This is a genomic window from Bradyrhizobium sp. I71, assembly GCF_022354745.1.
In the GTDB taxonomy this organism is placed as follows: domain Bacteria; phylum Pseudomonadota; class Alphaproteobacteria; order Rhizobiales; family Xanthobacteraceae; genus Bradyrhizobium; species Bradyrhizobium liaoningense.
The window spans coordinates 7,189,429-7,214,327 of sequence record NZ_CP059398.1; the positions used below are offsets into that span (position 1 = coordinate 7,189,429).

The 24,899-nt window shown below is 64.9% G+C and carries 30 protein-coding genes; 14 read left to right on the forward strand and 16 right to left on the reverse strand.

Features of this window, described 5'->3' with window-relative positions; translation table 11 throughout:
* Window positions 1-11: 11 nt before the first annotated feature.
* Window positions 12-341 (reverse strand): PilZ domain-containing protein, encoded by a 330-nt coding sequence (locus FJV43_RS34110; RefSeq protein WP_239623321.1) that lies wholly within the window; start codon window positions 339-341, stop codon window positions 12-14.
* Window positions 338-1,447: a DUF2336 domain-containing protein gene (locus tag FJV43_RS34115; RefSeq protein ID WP_239623322.1), complete on the reverse strand. Its 1,110-nt coding sequence runs from the start codon at window positions 1,445-1,447 to the stop codon at window positions 338-340. The genes FJV43_RS34110 and FJV43_RS34115 overlap by 4 nt, the downstream gene beginning before the upstream one ends.
* Before the next feature lie 301 nt (window positions 1,448-1,748).
* On the opposite strand from FJV43_RS34115, the gene FJV43_RS34120 reads away from it, so the two are divergent.
* Both FJV43_RS34120 and FJV43_RS34125 read left to right on the forward strand, forming a co-directional pair.
* Window positions 1,749-2,696 carry an AraC family transcriptional regulator gene (locus tag FJV43_RS34120; RefSeq protein WP_239629747.1) on the forward strand — a complete coding sequence of 316 codons (948 nt, stop codon included), beginning with the start codon at window positions 1,749-1,751 and terminating at the stop codon, window positions 2,694-2,696.
* A gap of 49 nt (window positions 2,697-2,745) precedes the next feature.
* Window positions 2,746-3,336, forward strand: coding sequence for an NAD(P)H-dependent oxidoreductase (locus FJV43_RS34125; RefSeq protein ID WP_194387623.1), 591 nt, complete (start codon window positions 2,746-2,748; stop codon window positions 3,334-3,336).
* Window positions 3,337-3,433: 97 nt separating this feature from the next.
* Here the strand turns inward: FJV43_RS34125 and FJV43_RS34130 are convergent, their stop codons facing one another.
* From FJV43_RS34130 to FJV43_RS34140, 3 genes are all read right to left on the reverse strand, one after another.
* Window positions 3,434-5,515: a methyl-accepting chemotaxis protein gene (locus FJV43_RS34130; RefSeq protein ID WP_239623323.1), complete on the reverse strand. Its 2,082-nt coding sequence runs from the start codon at window positions 5,513-5,515 to the stop codon at window positions 3,434-3,436.
* Window positions 5,516-5,607: 92 nt separating this feature from the next.
* Window positions 5,608-6,393, reverse strand: a complete 786-nt coding sequence (locus tag FJV43_RS34135) for a fumarylacetoacetate hydrolase family protein (RefSeq protein ID WP_239623324.1) — start codon at window positions 6,391-6,393, stop codon at window positions 5,608-5,610.
* Window positions 6,394-6,408: 15 nt separating this feature from the next.
* Entirely contained in the window at window positions 6,409-6,996 is a 588-nt protein-coding gene (locus FJV43_RS34140) for a helix-turn-helix domain-containing protein (protein ID WP_239623325.1), read from the reverse strand.
* 128 nt (window positions 6,997-7,124) lie between these two features.
* Here FJV43_RS34140 and FJV43_RS34145 point away from each other — a divergent pair, with 128 nt between their 5' ends.
* Together FJV43_RS34145 and FJV43_RS34150 are read left to right on the forward strand one after the other, a co-directional pair.
* Window positions 7,125-7,607, forward strand: coding sequence for a tautomerase enzyme (locus FJV43_RS34145; RefSeq protein ID WP_239623326.1), 483 nt, complete (start codon window positions 7,125-7,127; stop codon window positions 7,605-7,607).
* Between the two features lie 36 nt (window positions 7,608-7,643).
* The gene (locus tag FJV43_RS34150; protein WP_239623327.1) at window positions 7,644-8,420 is read left to right on the forward strand and encodes a crotonase/enoyl-CoA hydratase family protein; all 777 of its coding nucleotides are present in this window, start codon (window positions 7,644-7,646) and stop codon (window positions 8,418-8,420) included.
* Between the two features lie 3 nt (window positions 8,421-8,423).
* Here the strand turns inward: FJV43_RS34150 and FJV43_RS34155 are convergent, their stop codons facing one another.
* Window positions 8,424-8,861 (reverse strand): DUF1810 domain-containing protein, encoded by a 438-nt coding sequence (locus FJV43_RS34155; RefSeq protein WP_239623328.1) that lies wholly within the window; start codon window positions 8,859-8,861, stop codon window positions 8,424-8,426.
* Between the two features lie 121 nt (window positions 8,862-8,982).
* Here FJV43_RS34155 and FJV43_RS34160 point away from each other — a divergent pair, with 121 nt between their 5' ends.
* From FJV43_RS34160 to FJV43_RS34175, 4 genes are all read left to right on the forward strand, one after another.
* Window positions 8,983-10,002: a DUF2778 domain-containing protein gene (locus tag FJV43_RS34160; RefSeq protein WP_239623329.1), complete on the forward strand. Its 1,020-nt coding sequence runs from the start codon at window positions 8,983-8,985 to the stop codon at window positions 10,000-10,002.
* A gap of 65 nt (window positions 10,003-10,067) precedes the next feature.
* Window positions 10,068-10,325, forward strand: coding sequence for a hypothetical protein (locus FJV43_RS34165; protein ID WP_024338019.1), 258 nt, complete (start codon window positions 10,068-10,070; stop codon window positions 10,323-10,325).
* Between the two features lie 93 nt (window positions 10,326-10,418).
* Window positions 10,419-10,922: an SMI1/KNR4 family protein gene (locus FJV43_RS34170; protein WP_239623330.1), complete on the forward strand. Its 504-nt coding sequence runs from the start codon at window positions 10,419-10,421 to the stop codon at window positions 10,920-10,922.
* A 203-nt stretch (window positions 10,923-11,125) separates the two neighbouring features.
* Window positions 11,126-12,217: a substrate-binding domain-containing protein gene (locus FJV43_RS34175; protein WP_239623331.1), complete on the forward strand. Its 1,092-nt coding sequence runs from the start codon at window positions 11,126-11,128 to the stop codon at window positions 12,215-12,217.
* A 153-nt stretch (window positions 12,218-12,370) separates the two neighbouring features.
* Here FJV43_RS34175 and FJV43_RS34180 read toward each other — a convergent pair whose 3' ends face one another.
* The 6 genes from FJV43_RS34180 to FJV43_RS34205 form a co-directional block, all read right to left on the reverse strand.
* Window positions 12,371-13,153 carry an ABC transporter ATP-binding protein gene (locus tag FJV43_RS34180; protein WP_239623332.1) on the reverse strand — a complete coding sequence of 261 codons (783 nt, stop codon included), beginning with the start codon at window positions 13,151-13,153 and terminating at the stop codon, window positions 12,371-12,373.
* Window positions 13,141-14,196: a dihydrodipicolinate synthase family protein gene (locus FJV43_RS34185; protein ID WP_239623333.1), complete on the reverse strand. Its 1,056-nt coding sequence runs from the start codon at window positions 14,194-14,196 to the stop codon at window positions 13,141-13,143. Before FJV43_RS34185 ends, FJV43_RS34180 begins: the two co-directional genes overlap by 13 nt.
* 6 nt (window positions 14,197-14,202) lie before the next feature.
* Complete coding sequence (locus FJV43_RS34190; RefSeq protein ID WP_239623334.1) at window positions 14,203-15,024, reverse strand: GNAT family N-acetyltransferase; 822 nt, start codon at window positions 15,022-15,024, stop codon at window positions 14,203-14,205.
* Window positions 15,011-16,048 carry an NAD(P)-dependent oxidoreductase gene (locus FJV43_RS34195; protein WP_239623335.1) on the reverse strand — a complete coding sequence of 346 codons (1,038 nt, stop codon included), beginning with the start codon at window positions 16,046-16,048 and terminating at the stop codon, window positions 15,011-15,013. Before FJV43_RS34195 ends, FJV43_RS34190 begins: the two co-directional genes overlap by 14 nt.
* Window positions 16,049-16,068: 20 nt before the next feature.
* Entirely contained in the window at window positions 16,069-16,839 is a 771-nt protein-coding gene (locus FJV43_RS34200; RefSeq protein ID WP_061876625.1) for an ABC transporter permease, read from the reverse strand.
* Window positions 16,840-16,923: 84 nt separating this feature from the next.
* Entirely contained in the window at window positions 16,924-17,571 is a 648-nt protein-coding gene (locus FJV43_RS34205) for a TetR/AcrR family transcriptional regulator (protein WP_345946109.1), read from the reverse strand.
* A 100-nt stretch (window positions 17,572-17,671) separates the two neighbouring features.
* On the opposite strand from FJV43_RS34205, the gene FJV43_RS34210 reads away from it, so the two are divergent.
* The 5 genes from FJV43_RS34210 (at window position 17,672) to FJV43_RS34230 (ending at window position 21,221) form a co-directional block, all read left to right on the forward strand.
* Window positions 17,672-18,688, forward strand: coding sequence for an ABC transporter substrate-binding protein (locus tag FJV43_RS34210; protein ID WP_239623337.1), 1,017 nt, complete (start codon window positions 17,672-17,674; stop codon window positions 18,686-18,688).
* 304 nt (window positions 18,689-18,992) lie between these two features.
* Window positions 18,993-19,691, forward strand: a complete 699-nt coding sequence (minC, locus tag FJV43_RS34215) for a septum site-determining protein MinC (RefSeq protein ID WP_131868387.1) — start codon at window positions 18,993-18,995, stop codon at window positions 19,689-19,691.
* 21 nt (window positions 19,692-19,712) lie between these two features.
* Entirely contained in the window at window positions 19,713-20,528 is an 816-nt protein-coding gene (gene minD / locus FJV43_RS34220) for a septum site-determining protein MinD (protein ID WP_239623338.1), read from the forward strand.
* On the forward strand, window positions 20,525-20,806 hold the full coding sequence (gene minE / locus FJV43_RS34225) for a cell division topological specificity factor MinE (RefSeq protein ID WP_028180817.1): 282 nt from the start codon (window positions 20,525-20,527) through the stop codon (window positions 20,804-20,806). Before minD ends, minE begins: the two co-directional genes overlap by 4 nt.
* Before the next feature lie 229 nt (window positions 20,807-21,035).
* On the forward strand, window positions 21,036-21,221 hold the full coding sequence (locus FJV43_RS34230) for a hypothetical protein (RefSeq protein ID WP_239623339.1): 186 nt from the start codon (window positions 21,036-21,038) through the stop codon (window positions 21,219-21,221).
* Window positions 21,222-21,242: 21 nt separating this feature from the next.
* On the opposite strand, the gene FJV43_RS34235 is transcribed toward FJV43_RS34230, so the two are convergent.
* Window positions 21,243-21,491 (reverse strand): hypothetical protein, encoded by a 249-nt coding sequence (locus FJV43_RS34235; RefSeq protein ID WP_239623340.1) that lies wholly within the window; start codon window positions 21,489-21,491, stop codon window positions 21,243-21,245.
* 113 nt (window positions 21,492-21,604) lie between these two features.
* Window positions 21,605-21,997, reverse strand: coding sequence for a hypothetical protein (locus FJV43_RS34240; protein WP_239623341.1), 393 nt, complete (start codon window positions 21,995-21,997; stop codon window positions 21,605-21,607).
* A gap of 126 nt (window positions 21,998-22,123) precedes the next feature.
* On the opposite strand from FJV43_RS34240, the gene FJV43_RS34245 reads away from it, so the two are divergent.
* Window positions 22,124-22,909 (forward strand): SDR family oxidoreductase, encoded by a 786-nt coding sequence (locus FJV43_RS34245; RefSeq protein ID WP_239623342.1) that lies wholly within the window; start codon window positions 22,124-22,126, stop codon window positions 22,907-22,909.
* Between the two features lie 95 nt (window positions 22,910-23,004).
* Here FJV43_RS34245 and FJV43_RS34250 read toward each other — a convergent pair whose 3' ends face one another.
* Both FJV43_RS34250 and FJV43_RS34255 read right to left on the reverse strand, forming a co-directional pair.
* Window positions 23,005-23,235 carry a hypothetical protein gene (locus FJV43_RS34250; RefSeq protein WP_025035960.1) on the reverse strand — a complete coding sequence of 77 codons (231 nt, stop codon included), beginning with the start codon at window positions 23,233-23,235 and terminating at the stop codon, window positions 23,005-23,007.
* Window positions 23,236-23,714: 479 nt separating this feature from the next.
* Window positions 23,715-24,791, reverse strand: coding sequence for a hypothetical protein (locus tag FJV43_RS34255; protein ID WP_239623343.1), 1,077 nt, complete (start codon window positions 24,789-24,791; stop codon window positions 23,715-23,717).
* Window positions 24,792-24,899: the final 108 nt, after the last annotated feature.

The following is a 24,899-nucleotide window of genomic DNA, read 5'->3' on the forward strand; positions in this document are numbered from 1 at the left end:
AATGTTCGAATCTATTTGCCCTGAACCGCGGTCTGCGCAGGCGTCGGTACGGCTGCAGGTTTCTTCTTGCCGTCGGTCGTAATGAAGTGGACTCCAGCCGTGGTGCCGTCGATCCAGACCAGTTCGCAGCGCCGGTAGGCGAGGCCGGTCGACGACAGCAGCATGAAGAACTCCTTGGCCTGGAGCACGTCGAGCGTGCCCTCGACCTCGATCTTGGCGCCGCTTTGCGATACGTCCAGCAGGACGCAGCTGCGTCGCCAGGTCCCGTCCGAACCCATGAGATTGACCGGCTGCCTGTGGTCCATTTTCACACGAGCGGCTTTGCGACCGTCGAATTTCATCGGCTGATCCCCATCTTTGCGCCGCGATGTTCCCGACTGCTCTCCTTGGCACTTGCGGCAATTTCCCCCCAACGCACCGTCCACTGGCTGGTGGACAGGAGCAGTGTTTCGAAAATGTGCTGCGCGCGTTCGCGCTCGGCGAAGGAAAGCCTTCTGCCGCAGCGATTGCCCAAGATGGCCAACGTGGTCTGCCAGTTCAGCCGCGAGGCGCGGCAGGCCATCACGAGACCCTCGCAATCGTCGTCGGTCATGACATGCTCGACGATTTCGATGGGAGCCCCAGAAAGCACCGATAGCGCCGTGACGAGGTTGGCGGTCTCGCCGCGGATGGCGAAGCGGTTCACCGTGGAATCGTTGAGCTTGCCGATGCGGTTGAGCGCGACGATCTCCGGCCGCGCGCCGGCATAGGCGGCCGCGCAGGGCAGCTTGGCGACGATTTGCGCGGCCGCTACCGCTTGAAGCGAGACGGTCGCCTTCGGCCCTGTGCCGGATGTCGGGGCCGGTGAGGCCGACAGCAACTTTCGCATGACCGTGTCGGGCGTGTCCGGCCTGAGTGCCAGCGCCTTCGTGAGCTCATCATCCGTCAGGCACTTCCCGACCAGCGCGGCGTAGGCGGCGTCGGAGAATCGTGCCTCCGTATTGGCGATCAGCGCAACACAAACGCTGCGAGAGCCGCCTTCGATCAGCGTCTCGATCACCGGCGGATCGATCGGCGCGCGGGCGGCGATCGCGCATTGCTGCCGTTCACCGCTCGAGGCCGCGATCGATTTGAGATCGGCGGTGGACAGTGACGGCGATCGCAGCAAGACGGGGCACGCCACCTCCGGATCGCGGTGTGAGGCGAGACGCCGCACGGTCTTCGGCGGAGCCACCGCGAGTTCCGCGAGTGCGGTGCTGAGCTCGATCAACGCACTGGCCTCAACCCGCTCCGTCAGCCGCAGCAGAACGCCGTCGACCACAGTGGCGAGCAATTCCTGAGGCCGGTCGCGGCTGCTGGTAAGCAGCTGCATGATGCCGGAAAGAATGCGTGCGCAGCGGTCCAGCGGACACGTTGCGACCGCGTCCTCCAACTCGACCAGAACATCAGCAGGCGAATTTGCCGTCATGGCAGGGGCCTGAAAATTGAAATAACTTTGACGATCAAACGACGGCTATTGCGCCTCAAAGTCGTTAATTTTGTTTTTTAGATATCGAAGGCCGGGTATTTGAGCACCATCGGCTGTGCCGGAAACGCTATCGAAATTCGGCGAGACAGGACGTGTCCGCTTGGTTCTTTCAACGAGCTCCTCGCCAATTGCTCAGGACACGTTAAGATTGATCCTTTTCGGGGTAACGGAAAACCGAAGGGGAAACGAACCGGCGCCGCGGCCCGACGCACGTCCATGCGACGTTGCGTTTCCTGTTTTCATGAACAGCATTGACGATGTACCGAGATTGGCAATCCAAACATTTCGCTTCGCAGACGTCGACGAATTTCGAAGTGCCATACGGGGGCTGAATTTCGAATTCACGCCTTTCGTACGGAGGATTTCGGCTGAGCAGACAATCCTGTCGTTGCCCGGCTGCGACGTGAATTTGACGCGGACGTTTCCGCGAATGGTCGATGCGCAGCTGGTCGAGAATTGCACGGCGATCGGCTTCACGATGGACGACCTCGACGTACCCGTTCGCTTCAATGGCTCGCAGCGCACCCGACCGGTCGTGGTCATTGGCAGCGGCGGCGCCGCCTACACCACCGTTGAGGAGGTGCAGCGACAAATCGCCTCGGTGGTTTTCAGGCCGGAGGTGCGGGACCGCGGCTGGCCGGCCACGCTCTCGAGCTTCAAGATTTTTGAAGTCTCAGCGGCCGGCTTGCACCGGCTGCGCACCGTGGTTCGTGAGGTGCTGGCCGAGGCGACCGACCCGGCCGAGGCACCGGAGCTTTCGTTGAAGGGCGCGGCGATGAAGGAGTCCCTGCTCGGAGCCGTCGACGAGGCCTTCGAAAGCGTCGTCTCGGCCCGCTGGACCCTCGGCCCCAACGACGAGCGGAATTTCAGGATGTTCCAGGATATCCGCGCACTGCTGACCGAGGATTTGTCGCAGCCGATCTACAGCGATGAGATCGCGCGCAAGCTCGGGCTGTCCGTTCGCACCATGCACGACGTCGTCCGCCGCTATCGAGGCATGAGCCTGCACCGCTATTTGCGCCTGCGCCGGCTGTGGCTGGTGCGGCGGCAGCTTCTCGCCGGCGCCGATAGCGTCAAGGCGGTCGCGCTGGCGTTTGGCTTCTGGCATCTCAGCGATTTCTCCAGAAGCTACCGCGTCCAGTTCGGCGAGTCGCCGTCGCAAACGCTGGGCCGCGGTCGCGGACGATAGTTCGACAAATCGAGTAGGGTGGATACCGGTTTCGTGCTACCGTCCGGCCATGAGCAATCGCATTCTCGTTCTCTACGGTTCCTACCGTTCCGACCGCATGGGCATCCGCCTTGCGAATTTCGTCGTCGATCGGCTGCGCGGCCGCGGCGAGGAGGTCGAATTCATCGATGCCAAGGCGATCGGCCTGCCGATGCTGGACCGCATGTACAAGGAATATCCCAAGGGCGCGGCGCCCGAGGCGCTGGAGAAGCTGGCCGGGCAGATCCGCGGCGCCGACGGCTTCGTCTTCGTCACCGGCGAGTACAATTGGGGCATCCAGCCCGGCCTGAAGAATCTCACCGACCACTTCCTCGAAGAGTGGTTCTGGCGTCCGGCCGCGATCGTGAGCTATTCCGCCGGCCGACTGTCCGGCGCGCGCGCCGCGACGGCCTGGCACGGCACGCTTTCGGAGATGGGCATGGTGGTGGTGTCGAGCACCATCGGCGTCGGTCCGATCGCGCAGACATTGTCGGCGGACGCCGAGCCGATCGGCGAGGGCGGCAAGGCGCTGGAACGCTCGTTCCCCCGCTTTGCAGACGATCTCTTGTGGTGGATCGAGGCAGCGAAAGCGCAGCGGGCGCGGAAGGCGCCCCCTTACTAAAGCGCGATGCGACCAGGATGAGCCGTCATCGCGCTTGAGGTTGTTGTTTCAGCGTGATCTTTTCGGAAAACCGCTGCGCGCTTTTCCGGATCATGCTTTAAGCGGCCCTGACCTCGCCGAGGAAGCGGTCGAACTGTCCGGCGAGATCGCGCGACTGTGTCGAGAGCTGCTCGGCGGCGCCCAGCACCTCTCTCGCGGCGGCTCCCGTGTCGTCGGCGGCGCGCTGCACGCCGGAGATGTTGCTGTTGACTTCCTGGGTGCCGCGGGCGGCCTCCTGGACGCTGCGGGCGATCTCCTTGGTGGCCGAGCCCTGCTCCTCGATCGCGGCGGCGATCGCGGTGCCGATCTGGTCGATCTCGCCGATGACGTCGGCGACGTTGCGGATCGCGGCCACGGTCTCGTCACTTGCAGTCTGGATCGCCGTGATCTGCTCGGAGATCTCGGTGGTGGCCTTGGCGGTCTGGCCGGCCAGCGACTTCACTTCGGAGGCGACCACGGCGAAGCCGCGGCCGGCATCGCCGGCGCGGGCGGCCTCGATGGTCGCGTTCAGCGCGAGCAGGTTGGTCTGTTCGGCGATGCTCTGGATCAGCGTGACGACGTCGCCGATCTTCTGGGCGCCCTCGGCGAGTGCGCGGGCGGTGTCGCCGGTGCGGCGCGCGTTGTCGACGGCGCGAGCGGCGATCTCGGTGCTTTGGGCGACCTGACGGCCAATCTCCGCGATCGAGGAGGTCAGCTCTTCGGTGGCGCTGGCGACGGTCTGCACGTTGCTCGAGGTCTGTTCGGAGGCGGCGGCGACCACCGCGGCCTGGCTGTTGGTCTGCGCCGCCGTCGAGGTCATCGACTGTGCGGTGCTTTCCATGGTCGCCGAGGCCTGGGACAGGCCGCCGACGAGCTCGGTGACCTTGGCCTCGAAGGCTCGCGTGAGGCTGTCGAGCGCCTGCGCGCGCCGCATCTTGCCGTCGTTCTCAGCCTGCTTCTCGGCGGCGAGCCGGTCGGCCCGGATCATGTTGTCCTTGAAGACCTGAACCGCCGCGGCCATCGCGCCGATCTCATCGGAGCGTTGGGCGCCGGGGATCTCGCCGGCAACGTCGCCATCGGCAAGCTGCGTCATGCGCGTCGTCAAGCCGACGATCGGGGCGCAGACGCGGCGGCGGACCATCACGATCAGGCCGGCGCTGGCGATCAGCACGGCGAGAAGGCCGCCAAGGGCGATGATGAAGCTGGTGCGCGCCGCCGAGGAAGCGCCGGCGAGGATCTCCTCCGCGTTGTCGTAAAACGCATCGCGAACACCGATGATGGAGCCGAGACCCTTTTGCGACGCCGCGTAATAGGTGTCGACGTCGTGCTCATACTTGCCGCTGACGGCACCGTCCTTGACCATCTTGAGCTCGCGGCCGAACTCCTCGACGTAGCGCGAATTCATCGTCTCCAGCGCCGCGCCGACATTGGCCGGGGTCGCCGGATTGCCGCGCAGCTCCATCAGTGCCATCACGATTTGGTCGCTGCGGCCCTGCATACGGGCGACGTCAGCCTTCTCGGCGTCGGTTGCGACCTTCTTGCCGCCGACGAGGTTCTTGTGCACGCTGGCATTGAGGCCGCCGATGTCGCGCAGCGTCATGGCGATGTTGGCGTAATTGGCCTGGCGGTAGGCATCGCCATTGAGAAGCGCCATGCGGCGAACCTGCTCGTTCAGCAGCGCGGTGACGTCGGCGTTGAGCAGGGCATTGTCGGCGACGACCTTGCGGGCCGCGTCCTTGCGCGCGTCCGCAGGCCCCGCGATGGCCTTGTCGATCGCCTCGCGCAGACCGGTGAACTTCGAGTTGATGGCGTCGATGCTGCCGCCGATGGCGTTGCCGTCGTCGAATGGGCCGGGCAACTCTTTGCGCAGCGCGTTCATCTTGTCGCGGGCGCCGTTGGTTGCCTTGCGCAGCCTGTCCTGCTCGGCAAGCTGGGCGGGGTCGACAGTGGCGGGGCCATAGAGGATGTTGGTGGAAAAGCCCCGCTCGGGATTGAGGTAACGCGGAATGTCGCTGACGGCGCGGACAATCGCCAGCCGGCCTTCGGCTTCGCTGATCCGCTCCATCGTCTGGTACTTGGTCACGGCGACGTAGACGGCGAGGCCGCCGCCGACGGTCGAGAGCGAGACGATGGCGCTGGTCAGGAGCGTACCGATTTTCATGATCTGTCCGGCAAAACGGAAAACTATATTGCCCGGACGATAGGTTGCTGATGTTAAGCTTGGGTTTATGCTCTGTGCCAGCGGTCCCCGCCTCAGCTGTAGGTCGCGCTTACCGATCCCAGTGGACCAAAATCGGCGATGTATGTTTCGCCAGGTTTCGGCCGCAGCATGCCGGTCAGCGTGCCCGTGCTGACGGTTTGGCCCGCCTTGAGACCAATGCCGGTTCGCGACAGCTCGTTGGCGAGCCAGGCGAGCGGCGCAAGGGGATTGTCGATGGCCTCCGCGGCTGTGCCGCGGCGTCTCTCGACGCCGTTGCAAGTGAGAATAACCTCCTGATTGGCAATGTCGCGGCTGCGCCAATCGGCGATTGGCTCTCCAAGAACGATGGTTCCCGATCCGGAGCCGTCGGCCATGATCGCGGGCATTGGCGGAAACGCTGCGTCGTGAACGAAGCGGCATTCAGCGAGCTCGATGCCGGGATGCAGCGAAGCAACGGCGTCGCCGACCTCGTCCACCGTATAGGGTTTGGCGCGCGGGGGGAGGTCGGCACCGAGACGCGCCTGGTACTCGACTTCCGGAATCGGGCTGCATTGCCGGTCGTGCTCGACCTCTGCGGGCGAGGTTATGATCAGCGGCGCGAACACCCGCCCATAGATCGGCGAGGAGATACGAAGCTGGCGCTGGAGCCCCGACTTCATGCCGGCGATCTTCCAGCCGACGACGTCCCAGCCGAGCTCCTCCTCCACCATCTGCGCGACGCGGTACGCCGTGTCGGCGTCCGGTGGCACGAGCTGCTCGTCGAGGCCGCTTTGTTGCCGTCCCTCGCGGCGCAAAGTGGCGAGATGGTGGGCGAGTTCGCGTTGTCGTGACAAATCCATCGGGACGTATCCAATCTATCTGGTTGCCTGGCTGAGAGCGGCCGTCAGCACGACTTGGAGCTCCTGTTGGACGTGATCAAGCGGCTCTGCGCTGCGGCTGGCGCGGCACATCGCAACCGTCCCTTCGATCGAGGCGACGACGAGGGTTGCGAGTCGTTCGGAGCGTTCCGCAGTCAATCCTTCGCGTAACAGGGCGGCGCGCATGATCTGTCGCCAATCGACGAATACGCCGTCGGCGAGGTCGAGCAGATGCTGCTGCGCAGCCTGGTCGTCCCTCTCCGGGGTTTCGCCGACATAACGGTCGACGGCGACGGCGAGCACCGGGCAACCGGCTTCGAAGTCGGAGGCTTCCAGCTGGCGGCGCCACGATGCGATGAAAGCCTTGAGGCCGCCGATCACGCCACGCTCGTTCATGGCTTTCTCCAGGGGGATGGACACCTGCTTGCCCGCGAAACTCACGGCTTCGGCGATCAACTGCCGCTTGCCGTCCGGAAAGTGGTGACTGATCGAGCCCCGCGGCGTCGCAGTATGGCGCACGACGTCGCGCATGCTGGTAGCGTTGACGCCGCGCCGGCTCAACAGATCGGCGGCGCCGGCGATCATCTTGTCGCGCGTGGTGATGGTCATCGATGGTCTCTCGCTTTGTAGCCTCCTCTAGACTATGACGCTTGACATAGGCAAGCTAAACTGGAATATGACAATCGTCATAGTCGAGAAGGATTGGGAAGCCTTTGACAATCATCACCGTGACGGCGCCCGTTGGCCGGCTCAGCTTGGCGCACCGCCGCATTCTGGCGGAAAGCCTGACCGACGCCGTGCTCGAGCCGGAAGTTGGCCAGCACGCGCCGGCGGCGCGAATGGGATTCCAGGTTTGTTTTCACAACCTGCCGGCGGATTGCATGGCGATCGGCGGACGCCTCCTGTCGGACCAGGACGCCCCACGCGACATCATGACGATCAACATCGCGGTGATGAATGCGTCGTGGCCGGCGGAGGTGCGGGCCGTGGTGATACGCAACGTCCTCGCCAGGCTCGCGGATGCCTGCGGCATGCAAGCGCCGTCGCCGACCTGGTGGGTCAATTTCGAGATCATTCAGGAGGGAAGCTGGGGATCGCGGGGCGACGTGCTCTCCATTCTTCAGCTCCTGGACTCCGGCGTGTTTACGCCGGAGCGGATCAGCGCAATTCGCGCCGCGATTCCGCAGCCGGCTTGATTTGCTTGCGAGAACAACCCATTCGGAGAGAAACGCATGAGCGAGGGACACATCCGCACCGAAGTGCACGGCCACGTGCTCAAGATCGTTATCGACAATTCCGCCAAGAAGAATGCGTTCACCCCGGCGATGATGGAGCAATTGTCTGAGGCGCTGACCGAACTGCACGACAACGACACCTACCGCGTCGGTGTGATCTGTGCCGAGGGCAGGGATTTCACTGCTGGTCTCGACATGCCCAAGTTCTTCGGGCCTTCCGCCGAGAAGCGCAGCACCAAGGAGGGCAATGTCGATCCTTTCGGCCTTGCCAAGCGTTGCCGTAAGCCGGTCGTCACAGCCGTGCAGGGCATCGTGTTCACCATCGGTATCGAGCTGATGCTCGCCGGAGACATCGTGGTGGCTGCCTCCGATGCACGCTTCTGTCAGCTGGAGGCCAAGCGAGGCATCGCGCCACTCGGCGGCGCACATTTCCGCTTTCTTGCGCGCGCCGGCTGGGGTGATGCGATGTATCACCTGTTCCTGTGCGACGAGTTCTCGGCCGAGCGAGCCCACGCGATTGGCCTCGTCCAGGAGGTTGTGCAACCGGGAGAGCAGGTCGAGCGGGCGATGGCGCTCGCCGCCATCATCGCGTGCAACGCGCCGCTCGGTATCCAGGTCACCAAGGAAGCGGCAGCCAAATATGTCGAAAGCGGCGAGGCAGCGGCGATCGCCTATATTCCCAGGATTCGCGACCGCGTGCTCGGCAGCGCGGATGCGAAGGAAGGCATCCAGTCTTTCATCGAGCGGCGCGCAGCCGTCTTCGAGGGGCGCTGATCGCTACGCCGGCCTATCGAGCTTCGACAGGATCTCGAGCGTGGCGCCGTCGCGTTCACCCGCAAAATATCGGGCAATCGCCTGAGCGAAGACGGGCTCGTCGGACACCGCGCCGAACAGCGTCATCGACGAGTGGAATTTGGCGTCGTCCGGTGCGCCGAGAATCGCGTTGATGGTCCGGCCCTCGACGGCGAGCACGAGCCTCGTGCATTCGATCAGGCGCGCCCCGAGGACGGGATGGGCGAGATAGGCCTCAGCCTCCGCGCGGGACCCGATGGCGTAGCGCTGCGACATGGCACTGAGGCCGAGGCCTGCGATCTGCGGGAAGATGAACCACATCCAGTGAGTCTGCTTTCGACCCCGGGCCAGCTCGGCCTGGACCTCGCGATAGATCGGGTCCTGGGCCCGGACAAAGCGGTTGAGATCGAAGAGATCGGTCATTGGATACCTTTGGGAGGTTTTCCGGCCGCGATTATGCCTAACTTTTGGCTCCCAATGTGGTAGCTGGTATAGAGTCTCCGGGTGGGGGTGGGCACCCCCGGGGGTCGATTTTGGGGATCTGATGGTTTCCGACGCAGCAAACGCCGAGAGGCTGTTGTCGCGCCGCCGTGTCGGGCGGGCCGAGGCGATTCTACTGTCTGTGGCAGCGGTCGCGCTGGCGCTTGGCGCCGCCGCGTGGGTTTCTGATATCGGCGATTCGACGCCGCTGGTCTCCGCCGCGTTGCCGCCGGCCAATGCTCCTTCGTTCGAGGACCGTTTCGCGTCGGCTTCCGGCAGCCCGCCGGCCCGCGAGTTCGGCCTGCGGGCGCTCGAGCGCTCCGCCGTGAATGCGGTCCAGCTCAAGCTGCGAGATGCCAAGGCGATGCTCGCCCAGAGGCTCCAGGGCGACGACTGGCGCTCGATGCTGTCCGATGACGAACAGTCTGCAGCCGAAGAGGCGAGGCCCTCGCAGCGTGCCGACGCCATTCCGATCCCGCGCTCGCGTCCGGTCCAGGCAGATCTGGCCGCCCAGATCGCCTCCAGCCAGGCCTATGCCGATACCGGTTCCAGGGCCGACAATCGCAACTTCTTCGAAAGATTCACCGACAAGATCAAGCTGGCTTCGTTGACGCCGGATAGCGGGCTGCTGACAAGGGCGCCGGATCTCGCCGCCCTCGGCTACGACTCGCGAACCGCGGTCTACGACATCTCGGCCAAGGCGGTCTATCTGCCGAGCGGCGTGGCGCTGGAGGCCCATTCCGGCCTGGGCGCGCTGATGGACGACCCCGACCACGTCGACCGGCGGATGGTCGGCGCGACGCCGCCGGCGACCTACGAGCTCAAGCCACGCGAAAAGCTGTTCCACGGCGTCCGGGCACTGCGCATGACGCCGACTGAGGGCACCAGTGCGCTTGGCCGCGTCGGTCTGCTCACGCACAACTACTTGCTCGGGCCGCGCGGCGATTCCAACGGCTGCGTCTCGATCAAGGACTATGACCGTTTCCTGAAAGCCTACGACAATGGCGAGTTCAACCGCCTGGTCGTGGTGCCGAGCCTGCGCGGGACGGCCACCGCTTCGCAGCGCGCGAGCACCAATTCCTGACCTTGCCTGCGACGGCGGGGCTGCCGTTTCCCCTTCGTTAAGCCGTCCTCGCCCAGAAGCAGCCCATGAGTGATCCATCAAGTTCCGAAACCCCGCTGCGCACGACGTTCAAGATCAAGCTGAACGGTGACACGTTGGCGATCGCGACCGTCGGTCAGGCCTATCAATTCCTCACCAACTTCAAGTCGGTCGAGTGGATGGAATTTCGCTCCCTGCACGAGGACGCAGTCGCAGCCCTGGAAGGCGCCGCCGGTAACGCTATGCTGGCGGTGCAGGCGACCAACGCCGTGCGCGCATTGTTCGTCAGCGCCAAGCTGCTCTGAGAGAAACGCTCCTTTCGCCCTGACCCTTCTCGAACCCGCTGCAAGGCGGATGCGACGAAGGGCATGCGCGTTTCCGCGCCGGAGAGAGGCTGTATGGAATTAGCAAGATTCATCGCAGGCATCGACCATGCCGGCGCGGAGCAACCGACCGAGGCGGCACTCGCAGCCTTCGAGACCTCGATCGGCTGCCGGTTGCCGGACGATTATCGCCGTTTCCTGCTGGCCTGCGCCGGTGGCTATCATCAGGGATCAGCCGAGTTCAACTGGCCGCAGGGGGACTGGGCGGGTGCGGTGCAGGAGGTCCTGGGATTGCGGTCCGACGAGTGCTCGCTGGTACGGACGCGTCAGACGCCGCAATGGCCGACTGTGGACGAGCTGTTGTGGATCATGAGCGACCACGGCGGCAATCCCATCTGCATGACGATCGACAAGGCCCATTTCGGCAGGATCTGGTTCATGGACCACGAGGTTGCCGAGTACGAGAAGCCCTGGACGCTGGCGCAGGCCATGTCCGACAAGTGGGGCTATGTCCTGCCGCTTGCATCGACGTTCAGCGATTTCATCGCCGGACTGTACGAGGAAGCCGCAGCTGCGTGAGGCGAGCGGCCGGCTGAGCGGCGCGTCCCGCGCAGAAGTGCGGGTTTGAGCCAGGCTCCGGCCGGCCTCCATCGGTATCTGATGCAAGCCGGTACGGTCTTTTCCGTCGCAGCTTGAACTCCGCTCCGGGAACGGGCAAACGGTTCGCCAAGATCGTGGCCCAAGCCATCCATCGATGCCGAGTTCAAGGGAGAGACACCATCATGAAACGCCGTACATTCCTCAGGGGCGGCGCCGTCGCCGGCGCTGCCACGCTGGTTGCTGCACCTGCAATCGCGCAGAGCGCGCCCGAGATCAAATGGCGCCTGACCTCGAGCTTTCCGAGATCGCTCGACACGATCTACGGCACGGCGCAGACCTTCGCGAAATACGTCGCTGAGGCCACCGACAACAAATTCCAGATCCAGACCTTCTCGGCGGGCGAGCTCGTGCCCGGCCTCCAGGCGCTCGATGCGGTCAGCACCGCATCGGTGGAGATGGCGCAGACGCCGCTCTATTTCTACATCGGCAAGGAGCCGGCGCTGGCCTATGCCACCGGTGCGCCGTTCGGCATGAACCATCGCCATCAGGAGTCGTGGTGGCACTTCGGCGGCGGCGCCGACCTCACCAACGAGGCGCTCAAGCCTTTCAAGGCGCATGCCATCCTCTGCGGCAATTCCGGCACCCAGATGGGCGGCTGGTTCCGCAAGGAGATCAAGACCGTCGACGACCTCAAGGGTCTCAAATTCCGCATCGCCGGCATGGGCGGCCACGTGCTGGCAAAGCTCGGGGTCGTCCCGCAGCAGATCGCGGGCGGCGATATCTATCCGGCGCTGGAGAAGGGCACGATCGACGCGGTCGAGTTCGTCGGTCCCTATGACGACGAGAAGCTCGGCTTCTACAAGGTCGCCAAATATTACTACTTCCCCGGCTGGTGGGAAGGCGGCGCCATGCTGCACATGATCGTCAACGACGAGAAGTGGAATTCGCTGCCGAAGCAATACCAGGCGATCGTCAACCAGGCGGGCGCGGCGGCCGGCGCCTGGATGCTCGAGAAATACGATAGCGTGAATCCGGCTGCGCTGAAGCGGTTGATCGCGAGCGGTACCGAGCTGAAGGCGTTCCCGCAGCCGGTGCTGGAGGCCTGCTACAACGCGACCCAGGACCATCTGAACGAGCTCGCCGCCAAGAGCGACCTGTTCAAGCGGACCAAGGAGAGCCACGACGCGTATATGAAGGAGCTGCTCTTCTACACGCAGATCGCGGAGAACTTCTACGACAACTATCTGCTCAGCAAGATGCGCAACAAGAGCTGACGTGAGGGGCGCGGTGCCGCGATTGCGCCGCGCCCTCGTAGGGTGAGCAAAGGCGCGCTTGCGCCGTGCCCACGTTCTCTCGCTTCATTAGCAATGGTGGGCACGCTTCGCTTTGCCCACCCTACGGCACTACGAGAATTTTCGTTTGGCGAATTACGCCGTCCCCAACCCGAGCTTCGCATAGATGCGCCGCGCATAGGCGCCGAATGCATCGGTCGTCTTGAGCGGAAGGTCGCGCGGGAAGGGCAGATCGATCGCGAAATAGTCGGCCATCTTCGCCGGGCCCGCCGTCAGCACGGCGCAGTGCGAGGACAGGAAGACGGCTTCCTGGATCGAATGCGTGACGAAGATGATGGTCTTGCCGCTCTCGCGCCAGATCCGCAGCATCTCCAGATTCATCTGCTCGCGCGTCAGCGCATCCAGTGCGCCGAACGGCTCGTCCATCAGGATCAGTTTCGGATCGTGGATGAAGGCGCGCGCGATCGCCGTGCGCTGCTGCATGCCGCCGGACAGCTGTTGCGGATATTTCTGCTCGTAGCCGGCGAGGCCGACGAGGTTGAGCAGGTCGCGCGCCCGCTCGCGCGCGGCCTTCATCGGCAGGCCGACGATCTCGGCCGGCAGCAGCACGTTGTCCAGGATGGTCCGCCATTTCAGCAGCAGTGCCTGCTGGAACACCATGCCGATGTCGCGGGTCGGATCGAACGGGCTCGTGGCATTGCCTATCCGCACGGTGCCGCCGTCGGCGCCATGCAGGCCCGCCAGGATCTTCATCACCGTCGTCTTGCCGCAGCCGGACGGGCCGACCAGCGAGACGAGCTCACCTTCCTGCACGTCCATGGTGACGTCGGACACCGCCAGAAACTCGGCGCCGCCGCTGCGATAGACCTTTCGGACGCCCTGCAGGCTGATGAAGGGCTCTGAGCTCATGCCAGCCATTTGTTCAAATTCGCGGCGACGAAGGCATCGTCGCTGAGGTCGGCGTGCTCGCGGCAGACGCGATCGATCTCCTCCTTCTGGCCGGGGCTGAGACCCTCGTTTGGATCAAGGCACCACAGACCTTTCATCAGGCCCTGGCGCAGCAAGACCTCGTGGCAGCCTGCGATGCAGCCGTGGAAATTGTTGGCGACGTCGAAGAAGGCGCTGTTGCAGTCGGTGACGCGGGCATCGAGCGCAAGCAGGTCGGCGGGCACGCTGTCCTTGTGCCGCGCCGCCTTGCAGCGCTCGAACTGCTGGATGGCGCTCGCGGTCCAGACCGACCAGTGGCCGAGCAGGCCGCCCTTGAAATAGGTCCGCGTGGTGACGCCCTTGTCGCGGAGATCGAACGGCAGCATCAGGTCGAGCAGGATGTGGTCGTCATTGCCAGTGTAGAGCGCGACGCGGTCGAGCGCGCCGGCGGCTGCGACGCCGCGCAGAACATCGAGCGTACGGTAGCGGTTGAACGGTGCGATCTTGATCGCAATGACGTTGTCGATCGAGGCGAAGCGCTGCCAGAACCGGCTCGACAGGACGACACCGCCGACGGCCGGCTGAAGGTAGAAGCCAACCAGCGGAATCTCGGCGGCCACCGCCGTGCAATGCGCGATGATCTCGTCCTCGGAGGCGCTCTTCATCGCGGCGAGGCTGAGCAGGCCCGCATGATAGCCGATGTCGCGTGCGGTACGGGCCTCGGCGATCGCCTGGCTGGTCGGTCCGGCGAGGCCCGCGACCAACGCCAGCGGCCGCCTGGTCCAGTGTGCTGCGGTCTCCGCGGCGAGCTCTAGCACGGGACGGTAGAGGCCGACGTCGCGGATCGCGAACTGCGTGGTGTGCACGCCGACGGCAAGGCCGCCCGAGCCGGCATCGATGTAGTAGCGCGTCAGCGCACGCTGATGCGTCTTGTCGAACTGTCGCTCGGCGGTGAGCGCGAGCGGATGCGCCGGCAGCACGGTGCCGTCGGCGATCAGCTTGCGGACGTCGCTGTTGATCTGGCTGTGGTGCATGATGTCCTATCCGAATTCGGGGCCGGCGACGGCGAATGGCATTTCCCCGGCCATGGCGGTGATGGGGCCGAGACGCATGCGCTGGAAGGGGCGTTCGATGGTCCAGCCGGACGCCGCCAATCCGTCCAGGAACATCCCTTGCGACGCGACGGCGTCGAGCAGGAGCGATCCGTCCTGCGACTGCGCGATCGCATCGACCAGGGTCAGCGCGGCTGCGGTGTGATCCGCGTACAACGGGCCGATATGGCACGCGGCTCGGCCGTCCCGCACCAGCGCGATGGCGCCGTTCGCCGAGACGATGCACGAGCCAGGCCGCCGCGCGAAGGCGGAGAGCAGGGTGGTGCGGTCGAGGCCGGTCGCGCGCCGGTCCCGATCGCAAAGCGCGTCGAGCGTTGCGGTTGACGGCGCTTGCCCGAACGCGGAGGTGGATTTCACCAGCTTCAGCCGGCGCAACTGCGAGGTCGGAGTGAAGCCCAGCGGGCCATAGACCCGGGTGCCGTCGGGCGTCGCATCGAGCCAGCACGTCAGCCCATCCTTGCGCGCCGCCTCGAGGCAGGCATCGACGAGCAGCGTGGCAAGACCGCGGCGGCGGTGGCTTGCCGTCACCAGCACCATGCTGATCCATGCATTGTTGCCGGAATAGGGCAGCAGGGCTGCAGTCGCGACCAGCCGCACGTCGTCGCGGATGCCGAACACAAAGCCTTCGCTCAAGAAGAAGCGCCAGTCCTCGATCGTCTGGTTCCAGTGCGCTTCGGTCGAGAGCACAAGGCCAGCCGCGGCGTCCTCGACGCCGAGCCGGACGATGCGCGGACCGTCAGTAGCGACCATCGCGCACCTCGTATTTGGTGGGCTTGCCAAGGCTCGGCATGGCGCGAGAGACCCAATCCGCCGTCCAGGCGATCAGTTGCTCAGTGTCAACGACGGGCAGGCCGAACAGTTCGACCGCCTTCGACGTGTCGGTCAGCCACGCGGTCGGCTCCTCCTTGCCCGTCAGCACCGGCGCGCGGCCGAACCTTGCGCCGAACTTCGCCGCGAGATCGCGCACCGCGAGGATCTCGTGGCCGCTGACGTTGATCGGTGAGGTCGGCGTCGTGCAATGCGCCAGGCAGCGCAACGCATGGGAGGACGCATCGCCCTGCCAGATGAAGTTGACATGGCCAAGGCTGACGTCGATCGGCGTGCCCGTCAGCACTTTCGTGGCGATGTCGTGCAGCACGCCATAGCGCATGTCGATCGCGTAGTTGAGGCGGAAAAGGCGCCCGGGCGTGCCGAACTTGCGCGAGAAATACTCGAACATGCGCTCGCGGCCGACGCAGGACTGGGCGTATTCGCCGGGCGGGTTCGGTGCCATGTCCTCGCTCGAGCCTTTGCCGTCGACGGGGACGAACGGATAGATGCAGCCGGTCGAGAACGCCACGATGCGCGAGGAGGGGAAAGCCTGCGCGACCAGCGCCGGGACATGCGCGTTCATCGCCCAGGTCAGCGACAGATCGCCCTCGGCGCCGAACTTGCGACCGGCCATGAAGACGATGTTCGGCGCTTTCGGCAGGGCCTGAATAGCCTTCTCGTCCATCAGGTCGCAGTTGATCGTCTCGACGCCGCGCGCGTGCAGCCAATCCTTCACGCCGGCGTCGCTGAAGCGGGCGACGCCGATGACACGGCGATCCGGCGCGGCGGCCTTCGCAAGTCCTGCCAGCGTTGGGCCCATCTTGCCGGCGACGCCGAGGATCATGATGTCGCCCTCGACCTTCTTGAGATCGTCGATCAGGGCCTGGCTCGGCCGGCACAGGAGATCATCGAGCGCAGCGATGTCAGGGATGGTCTTCGGCAGCGTCTGGCGGGTGAGCAGCATGGATTCGTTGTCCTTGGTCTTCAGGTCTGCCTGGCGTCGCCGACCACGAACATGCGTTCGAGGGCGAGGACCAGGCCGTAGAGAGCGACGCCAAGCAGCGTCAGCAGCACGACCGCCATCACCATCGCGGGCGTGTCGAGCGAGGACTGCACCTGGATCATGAGGTAGCCGAGCCCGCGCTCGGAGGCGATGAACTCGCCGACGATGGCGCCGGCGACCGCGAGGATTGCGCCGACCTTCATCCCGGAGAAGATGTAGGGCAGCGATCCCGGCAGCTGGATCTTGCGGAACAGCGTCCAGCGTGATCCGCGCAGTGATTTGACGAGATCGAGCAGGTCCGGCTCGACCTCGCGCAGGCCGCGCGCGGTGGTGAGCAGGATCGGGAAGAAGCAGATGCTGAAAGCGATCAGGATGTTCGGCACGATGCCGTAGGAGAACCAGACGATGAAGAGCGGGCCGAGCGCCACTTTCGGAATCATGTTCAGCGTGACGAACAGCGGCAGCAGCACGAGGCTGAGCAGCGGTGCCCAGCTGAAGATCACGGCAAGCGCCACGCCGACGAACGCGCCGAGCGCAAAGCCGCCAAGGATCTCGACCGCCGTCACCAGCGTGTTGGCGCCCCAGGCATAACCCGTGGTCCCCAATGTCTGAATTGTCGCAAGCGGGGAGGGCAGGATGAATTTCGGGACCTGGAAGGCATCGACCGCGACCTGCCACAGCACGAGCACGGCGAGGTGCACGATCAGGATGATCGCAAAGCTGCGCGAGGTGCGTGCCCCGTCTCCTGCCACCGCATGCTCCCTGTTGCCGACAGCCACCCTGCCGCGGGTCGCGAGCCTAGCCGGACTCGAGGGAAGTTTCAACCAGTTGGTTGATTATGGCCGGAGCGACTGGAGCACGAGGTCGGCGACATGCCGGCGGCGGGCGCGCCGCTGGGCCCGGCTCGACAGGTCCTTGCCGAAGATCGCCGACAGCGTCGGCGTGTTGGAGAAGAAGAAATAGCTGAGGCCAGCAATCGAGATATAGAGCTGGACGGGGTCGATCCCCTTGCGGAATACGCCCGAGCGTACCCCCTCGTTGAGGATGTGGGAGACGCTCTTGACGAGCGGTGAGTGCATCGCCTCCAGCCGGGTCGAGCCGCGGACATGACAGGCGCCGCCGCGGTTCTCGTCGTTCAGAAGCACGATGAAATCAGGGTTTGCCGCCAGGTGATCGAATGATGCCTCGATCAGCTTGCGGATCGCCTTCTCCGGCGGCAGGCCTTCGAGATTGAGCCTGCGCTCCTGCTCGCGGATGTCCTCATAGACCCATTCGAGCACGGCGAGGTAGAGCGCGTCCTTGTCGCCGAAATAGTGATAGACGAGCTGCTTGTTGACGCCGGCGCGTTCGGCGATCTCGTCGACACGGGCGCCCGCAAAGCCGTGCCGGGCGAATTCCTGACGCGCCGCGGTCAGGAGCTTCCTGCGGGTGGCGACGGGATCGCGACGCTGCGGCACGGTGTCGCCAGATCGTTTTGCGGGCATTTCCAACCAAACAGTTGACAAGTGGAGGGCGGGCTTGTTGCATTGGTATCCTCACAAGGGGAGAGCGACAAGCCGGGTCGCGGCAACGAGGAGAGATGCGATGAAGCGTTTGCAGGCGGCGGGCTCGGCCCTGGTGTTGGCTCTGGCGCTCGGTGCGACGGCGATGCCCGTCCATGCGGGAGAGGCCGTCAATCTGATCCTGAACTGGACGCCGACGGCCGACCACTCGCCGTATTACTACGCCAAGGCGCAGGGCTGGTACGAGAGGGCGGGCATCGACCTCACCATCGAGACCGGCAAGGGCTCCGGCGTCTCCGCGGCCAAGGTCGGCTCCGGCGGCTCGCCCTTCGGCGTCGCCGATCTCGCCACCATGCTGGTGGCCAAGAGCAAGGGCGCCGACACGGTTGCGGTGATGAGCGTCTATGCCAATACCGGCCAGACCTTCTACTGGCTGAAGAGCTACGGCGTGAACGGGGTGAAGGATTTCGCCGGGCACAAGATCGGCAATCCGCCCGGCGATGCGTCCCGCGTGATGTGGCCGGCCTTCGCCAAGGCGGCGGGGCTCGCGCCCGATTCCGTCGGCTTCGTCAATGTCGGGCCGACCGCCAAGATCGCGGCACTGAAGAGCCACACGGTCGATATCATCAGCGACTTCTACAACGAGCACGACCTGAAGGTCATCGAGTTCGGTCCCGATCTCGGCTACGTCAACTGGAAGGACATCGGGCTCAACCCTTACGGCAATTCGCTGATCGTCAACGGCGCCTACTTGCAGAAGAACCCGAAGGTCGTCGAAGACTTCGTGCGCGTCACGCAGAAAGCCTTCGCGGCCTGCGTCGCCGACGTGGCCCCGTGCCTGAACGCGCTGCTCGAGCAGGTCTCGGGGCTGGATCGGGCCAACCAGGAACGCCAGTGGGAGCGCATCAAGTTCCTGATGACGGACGAGTTCACGACCACCAAGGGTCTCGGCTGGATCGACGGCGAGCGGATGAAGAAGGACTACGAACTGGTCCAGACCTATCTTGGCATGGAGAAGCCGTTCGACGTCACGACCGCATTCACGACCAGAATGCTGGATCCCGGCATCAAGATGGATGCGAGCAAGGTGAAGAAGTAGGCGCTTAGGTCGCGGCGCCCGCCCCATACACTGGTGTCATGCCCCGCGAAGGCGGGGCACCCAGTACGCCGCGGGCTATCGGTTGACCCTCAATGTCTCGGAGTACTGGATCGCCCGCCTGCGCGGGCGATGACCGCTGTGTTGGGCGAGAGCGTCTGCCTGACGCTTGCCCAGCGCTCGCCGGCGCATCACCGTGCACCCAATTCGGGCCATCCCCCGCGTAACCCCGGGGAAAAATTAACTCGTCGTTAACCATATCCGCCGCATCGTTAACCATTCAATAACAGGGAACGAGTCGGCCGCTATGGAGGCTGCAGCAAAAGTCCAACGTCAAATGGTGCGCCTGCGCGGGCGCTCCTATGTGGCGTTCGTGTTCACGCCGACGGTTCCGGTCCAGGACTGGCTGCATGAGATCGACGCCACCATCGCGCGGTCGCCGGGCTTCTTTGCCGGCCGGCCCGTGGTGATCGACCTGTCGTCGGTCGATCTCAGCCAGGCCGGCATCGGCCATCTGCTCACCAGCCTTCAGGACCGCAACATTCGCGTGCTCGGCATCGAAGGGGTGGAGGAGGGCCGGCTGACCCCCATGATGCCGCCGCTCCTGTCGGGCGGGCGCAGCTGCGTGGTCGAGCCGAGCGCGCCGAAGAAGGCCGAGGTGAAGGTCGAGACCAAGCCGACCTCGTTGCTCCTCGAAAACCCCGTGCGCTCGGGCCAGACCGTGATCTTCCCGGAAGGCGACGTCACCATTCTCGGCTCGGTCGGCTCCGGCGCCGAGGTCGTTGCCGGCGGCTCCATCCACGTCTACGGCGCGCTGCGCGGCCGCGCCATGGCGGGCGTGAACGGTCACACCAGCGCGCGCATCTATTGTCAGAGGATCGAGGCTGAACTGCTTGCAATTGACGGGTTTTACCAGACAGCGGACGACATCGACGCCGCCTTGCGCGGCAAGCCGGCGCAGGCCTGGCTACAGGGGAATACCATGCGAATTACAGCACTGAACTGACCAGCAAAGGAGACATTTCAGATGAGTAAGGTACTGGTCGTGACATCAGGCAAGGGCGGGGTCGGCAAGACCACGACGACCGCCGCGCTGGGAGCAGCGCTCGCGCAACGCGGCGACAAGGTCGTCGTCGTCGATTTCGACGTCGGCCTGCGCAATCTCGACCTCGTGATGGGCGCCGAACGCCGCGTGGTGTTCGATCTCATCAACGTGGTGCAGGGCGTCGCGAAGCTGCCGCAGGCGCTGATCCGCGACAAGCGGCTGGAGAATCTCTGGCTGCTGCCGGCCTCGCAAACCCGCGACAAGGACGCGTTGACGGAAGAGGGCGTCGGCAAGGTCATCGACGATCTGCGCAGCCGCTTCGACTGGGTGATCTGCGACAGCCCGGCCGGCATCGAGCGCGGCGCTTCCATGGCGATGCGCTTTGCCGACGAGGCCGTGATCGTCACCAATCCGGAAGTCTCCTCGGTGCGCGATTCCGACCGCATCATCGGCATGCTCGATTCCAAGACGGTGCGGGCCGAGAAGGGCGAGCGCGTCGAGAAGCACATCCTCATCACCCGCTACGATCCCTCGCGTGCCGCGCGCGGCGAGATGCTGACCATCGACGACATCCTCGAGATCCTGGCGACGCCGTTGCTCGGCATCATCCCGGAGAGCCAGGACGTGCTGCGCGCCTCCAACGTCGGCACGCCCGTGACGCTGTCGAATGCGGACGGCGCGCCGGCACGGGCCTATATCGACGCGGCGCGGCGGCTGTGCGGCGAGACCGTCGCCATGCAGGTGCCGGCCGAGCGCAAGGGCTTCATGGACCGCCTGCTGCGACGGAGGGCTGCATGAGCATGGGTTTGCTCCGGCTTCTCCGCGGCAACAAGGCCACTGCACCGGTCGCGCGCGAGCGTTTGCAGATCCTGCTTGCCCATGAGCGCGGAATGCGCGGCCAGCCCGATCTGCTCGGCGTGCTGCGTGAGGAAATTCTCGCCGTCGTGTCCAGGCATGTGACGCTGGACCCGACCAAGGTCATCGTCCGGCTCGAGCGCGGCGACGAGGTTTCGACCCTGGAGGTCGATATCGAGGTGCCGAACGATTTCGAGCGCAAGAAGGCGGCGGTCGCGTAGGGAGCCGCGGCCGGAGACTGCCGGTTTTGGGGTGGGTGAGAAGGCGGTCCGTCGGGCATGGCGGGCCGCCTTTGTCTTGGGCTTGTCTTGGGCTTGTCTTGGGCTTGTCTTGGGCTTGTCTTGGGCTCACATCGACGGGACGGAACGAGCTCGGGGCCTCGATCGTTGTGAGACACCCGCGGTGGCAGTTGTGCGCTGCACCGCAGTTCCCTCAAGCGGGAGAGCGCCCATGATGTCCGAGGTCCAGGTTCATACCGTTGCCCGGCAGATGCTCGAACAGCACGGACTTGCTGCGATTGCGAAAGCCGCTGAGCAGGCCCAGGCCTGCGAGGGCCGCGGCGAGACCGACGATGCCAGGGAATGGCGTCACATCGTGGACGCCATGAAGATCATGCGCGGCCCGCATCAGAGCTGACATTCGTAAGCGCGAGCGTCTTCAACGCTCCCCACGATCGCTGCCTTGCGCCGAGGTGCGGTTCTGTGTCTGCGGCTGCCCGCGCTCGCCTGTCGCCTTGCAGGGGAGTGGCTCCCACGAGCCATCCGGCGCCTGCTGATAGGCACTGCATGAGGACGGGGTGGATTTTTCCTCGCCCTTCTGGGCGTCGGCATTCCTCGCCTGTGCGGGCGCGGTCAGCACCGTGGCGGCCGCAATCGCGCCGGCGAAAACGAAATGGATACTCCGCATGAGGACCTCCTGTTCGAATTCGAAGAGGTCGCATGCTTTCGAGGATTGTGACGATTTTGGGCCGGAGCAGCGGTCCGTCGCGGAGTGCTTAATGCGGCGAAAGCCAGGGCTCGCTAGCCACCCTTGCTGCGGATCAGGCCGGCGAGGTTGGTCTTTTGGGCTTCGCACCAGCCGGGCATGCCAAGCCGGCGCTGGTCCAGGTCGGTGGCCTGGGTCGCGACCGCGACCTCGGCCATCAAATCATCGTCCTGCTTCTCGCCCATCTTGCCGCCGGTGTGCATCCAGGCGATCGCTTTGCGCACCTTCTCGGTGGTGCCGTCGGGCAGGTGCATCTGCTGCGCCCTCTGCACGAGGTCCTGATAGACGAGGTCCGTGTTGGGGCATTCGACCTTGGCGGCGAAGGCCTGCAAGACCATCGTCACATAGGTCGACCGCGGCGGCGCGTCGCCAGCCTGGACCGGTGCAGCCAGCAGCAACAGGCCCGTCATCAGAAAACCGGTGCGCATCCCTGGAACCTCCTCCGTTTTTTGAGAGGCTAGCGCCCGGCGCGCCGCTCCGCAATGGCGCGCGGCGCAATTGTCGTCGGTCCAGCCGGTGGGCTAACCTGCCGCTCCCCAGCCTCGGAGCACGACATGAGCCTGTTCAGCACGCCGTTCGATCCAGCACGCGACACCGCGCTCGTCACCGGCGCGGGCAATGGCATCGGCCGCGCGATCGCGCAGGCCCTGGTCGGCGAGGGCGTCCGCACCATGTTCGCCGATGTGAGCGCGGAGCGGGTGCGTGCCGCGATCAGCGCTAGCGAGCAGCCCGCTCTGGCCGTGCCCTGGGTCGGCGATCTCGCCAGGCTCGAGGCCTGCGACGAACTGCTGGCTGCCGCACATGCTGCGCTGGGCGAAGTCACCCATTTCGTCCACAGCGCCTCGCCGCCGCGGCGGGAGGCCGATCACGCCCTCGCGGTCGATCGCAGGACCTGGCAGGAGATGCATGCCGTCAATCTCGATGCCGGTTTTCATCTGGGCCGTGAACTCGCAAAACGGCTGATCGCGGCGAAACGACCGGGCTCGTTCTTGTTTCTGACCTCGCTGCATGCGGGCACCCCGCGCAACCTACCGCATTATTCGACGACGAAGGCGGGGCTGGCGATGCTGGTGAAGGAGTTGGCCAAGACGTTTGGCCGCTACGATATCCGCGTCAACGCGCTGGTGCCCGGCGCGATCGCGGCCGGCGGTTTCGTTGCGGATCCCGCGCTGGCGCGGCACATTCCGCTCGGGCGTCTCGGCGAGGCCAAGGACCTCGTGCCGATGGCGCTGACGGTGCTGTCGAACAAGCTCTCCGCTTACGTCACCGGCGCGGCCTTCGTCGTCGACGGTGGGTTGTCGCTGACGAACTGGTTCGAGCCGCCGACGCTTGAAGCGTAAAGTTCGTTCCGATTCCATCGGAACGAGCTTTGGCGTCTTGGTTTGACGCGTTTCTCAACGCGACCCGGCATCCGCTTCGCTTGAAAGCGCTGTGCTTAGCGCTGCCAGGCCGGCACCGGATCGAGCGGCGTGCGATAGAGCTCGTTGTGATCGCGATCGGTGACGCGCACCGCGCAACCCTTCTGCTGCAGCTCCGGCTTCACCTGCGACAGCTCGCATGCCAGTTGATCGGCGCGATCGGAGGCAACCTCGATGTCTTCGAGGATGATTCCCCCCTGGTTCTTGAACTCTTCACCAACCACAAGATCGAAATAGTAGTAGGGCATTTGAGTTCCCCGTGTGACGATCTGAGCTTCAGTGCAAGTCTCAACACGTCCCGGATGATACCACTGAGTCGATAGTTGCCGAATGAACAGGCCGCGCAATCTCTGAGCTTATGGCGCAGAAATGATGTGCAGCATGTGAGCGTGTTAACATTTTATTAAATATGTCCGCGCGACCATGAGGCATGGAATTGCAGCAGAACCGGGCTCCGGGAACCGGCAGCTGCACGAGAAGGCCGGCGGCATAGATCCCGACGGCCTTTTCTCTTGATCGGAAGACGTGCAAGGCATGGCCTCCCGTAGTCGCCCGGACTCAACGCATTGCATCGACTCGGACAGCGTGCGCGAGATCGCGACGTCGAGCTGTCGCCTGGCATTGTCTAAAGCGCGATGAAATCAGGACCAATCGTCATCGCGCTTCAGGCTGTTGTCTTGAGCATGGTCTTTTCGGAAAACCGCTAAAAGCTCTTCCCGATCATGCTCTAACGCAGCGGCATTGGCGGGCGCACGATAGGTCCATCGTCATCGGCAACGGCTTGCGTCGTCGTGGCCGGCGCAGCTGGCGGCGCGACCGCGGCGGCCTGCGATGGCGGCGGCGGAGGTGCGAGCGGCGCGGGCGAAGAGGCCGGCATGTAGTTCCGTGCCACGGCCGGTTTGGGCTTGCGAACCGGAGGCGCGGCAGGCTGCGGCGGAAGCGCAGCGGCGCGTGCGCGCGGATCGACCGGTGGCTTCGCTTCGGCTGCCGGCTTCGGTGCAGGCGGCTTCGCCATCTCACGCGCCATCTGCTCCTGCCCGGCCTTCAGCTCGGCGATGCTGGCCTTGAGCTGCTCGATCTGCTGCGCCATCGCGGCGAGATCGTGCGTCATCGATTGCACCGACTGCGTTGTGTCGACCGGCGGTGTCGCGGCAGGCACGACTGCGGCAATTTGAGCGGCGGGCGGCGGCGCAGATTGGTTGGCCGATTGATCTGCCGTGGCTTCCACTGCGGCCGGTGGGGCCTGCGTGGCGGCGACCGGAGCGGTTTGCGACGTCGCAGGTAGCCACGAGGTCACAGGTAGCAACGAAGTCAGTGCCGGCGTCCATTCGGCCAGCATTTGCGTTGCCGTGTCGCCGTGCTTCTCCCAGGCGATGCTGGCGGCCACGCTGGCGCCGGCAAACAGGAACGCAACGGACGCACCGCGCAGCCACTTGCCGACCGAGGATCGCTTCTGCCTGACAGGAACGTCGCTGGACGTGACGCGGACAGCCGTGTCGACAAACGGTGCCGCGGCGGGCTTTCCGTAGACGACGCTGATGGTGGGCTCGGGCGCACGTGCCGGCTCCGGCGTGAACTTCGGCTCAAAAGTGAGCTTGGGCTCCGGAGTGAGCTTGGCCTCCGGGGTGAACCTGGGCTCCGGACGCGGCGCGATCTCCGGCGCCAGCGCAGGAGACGCGCTGGTGGGCCGGGAGGCCAGCACGATCTCGGGAGAGATCTGAACCGCGTCGTGAGGGTCGTTGTCCTTGACCGTGTCCTTCACGATCTCATCGACGATTTGCTTGGCATTCAGCGTCGCGAGCATCGCAACTCCTTTGAAGCCTGGTGTTTGAAGCCTAGGTCGTCCGCATTGGCGCGGCGCCGATCGGTTGAGGTGAGCCCATCCCGAGCCCCGGGGCGCACGAGTCCAGCC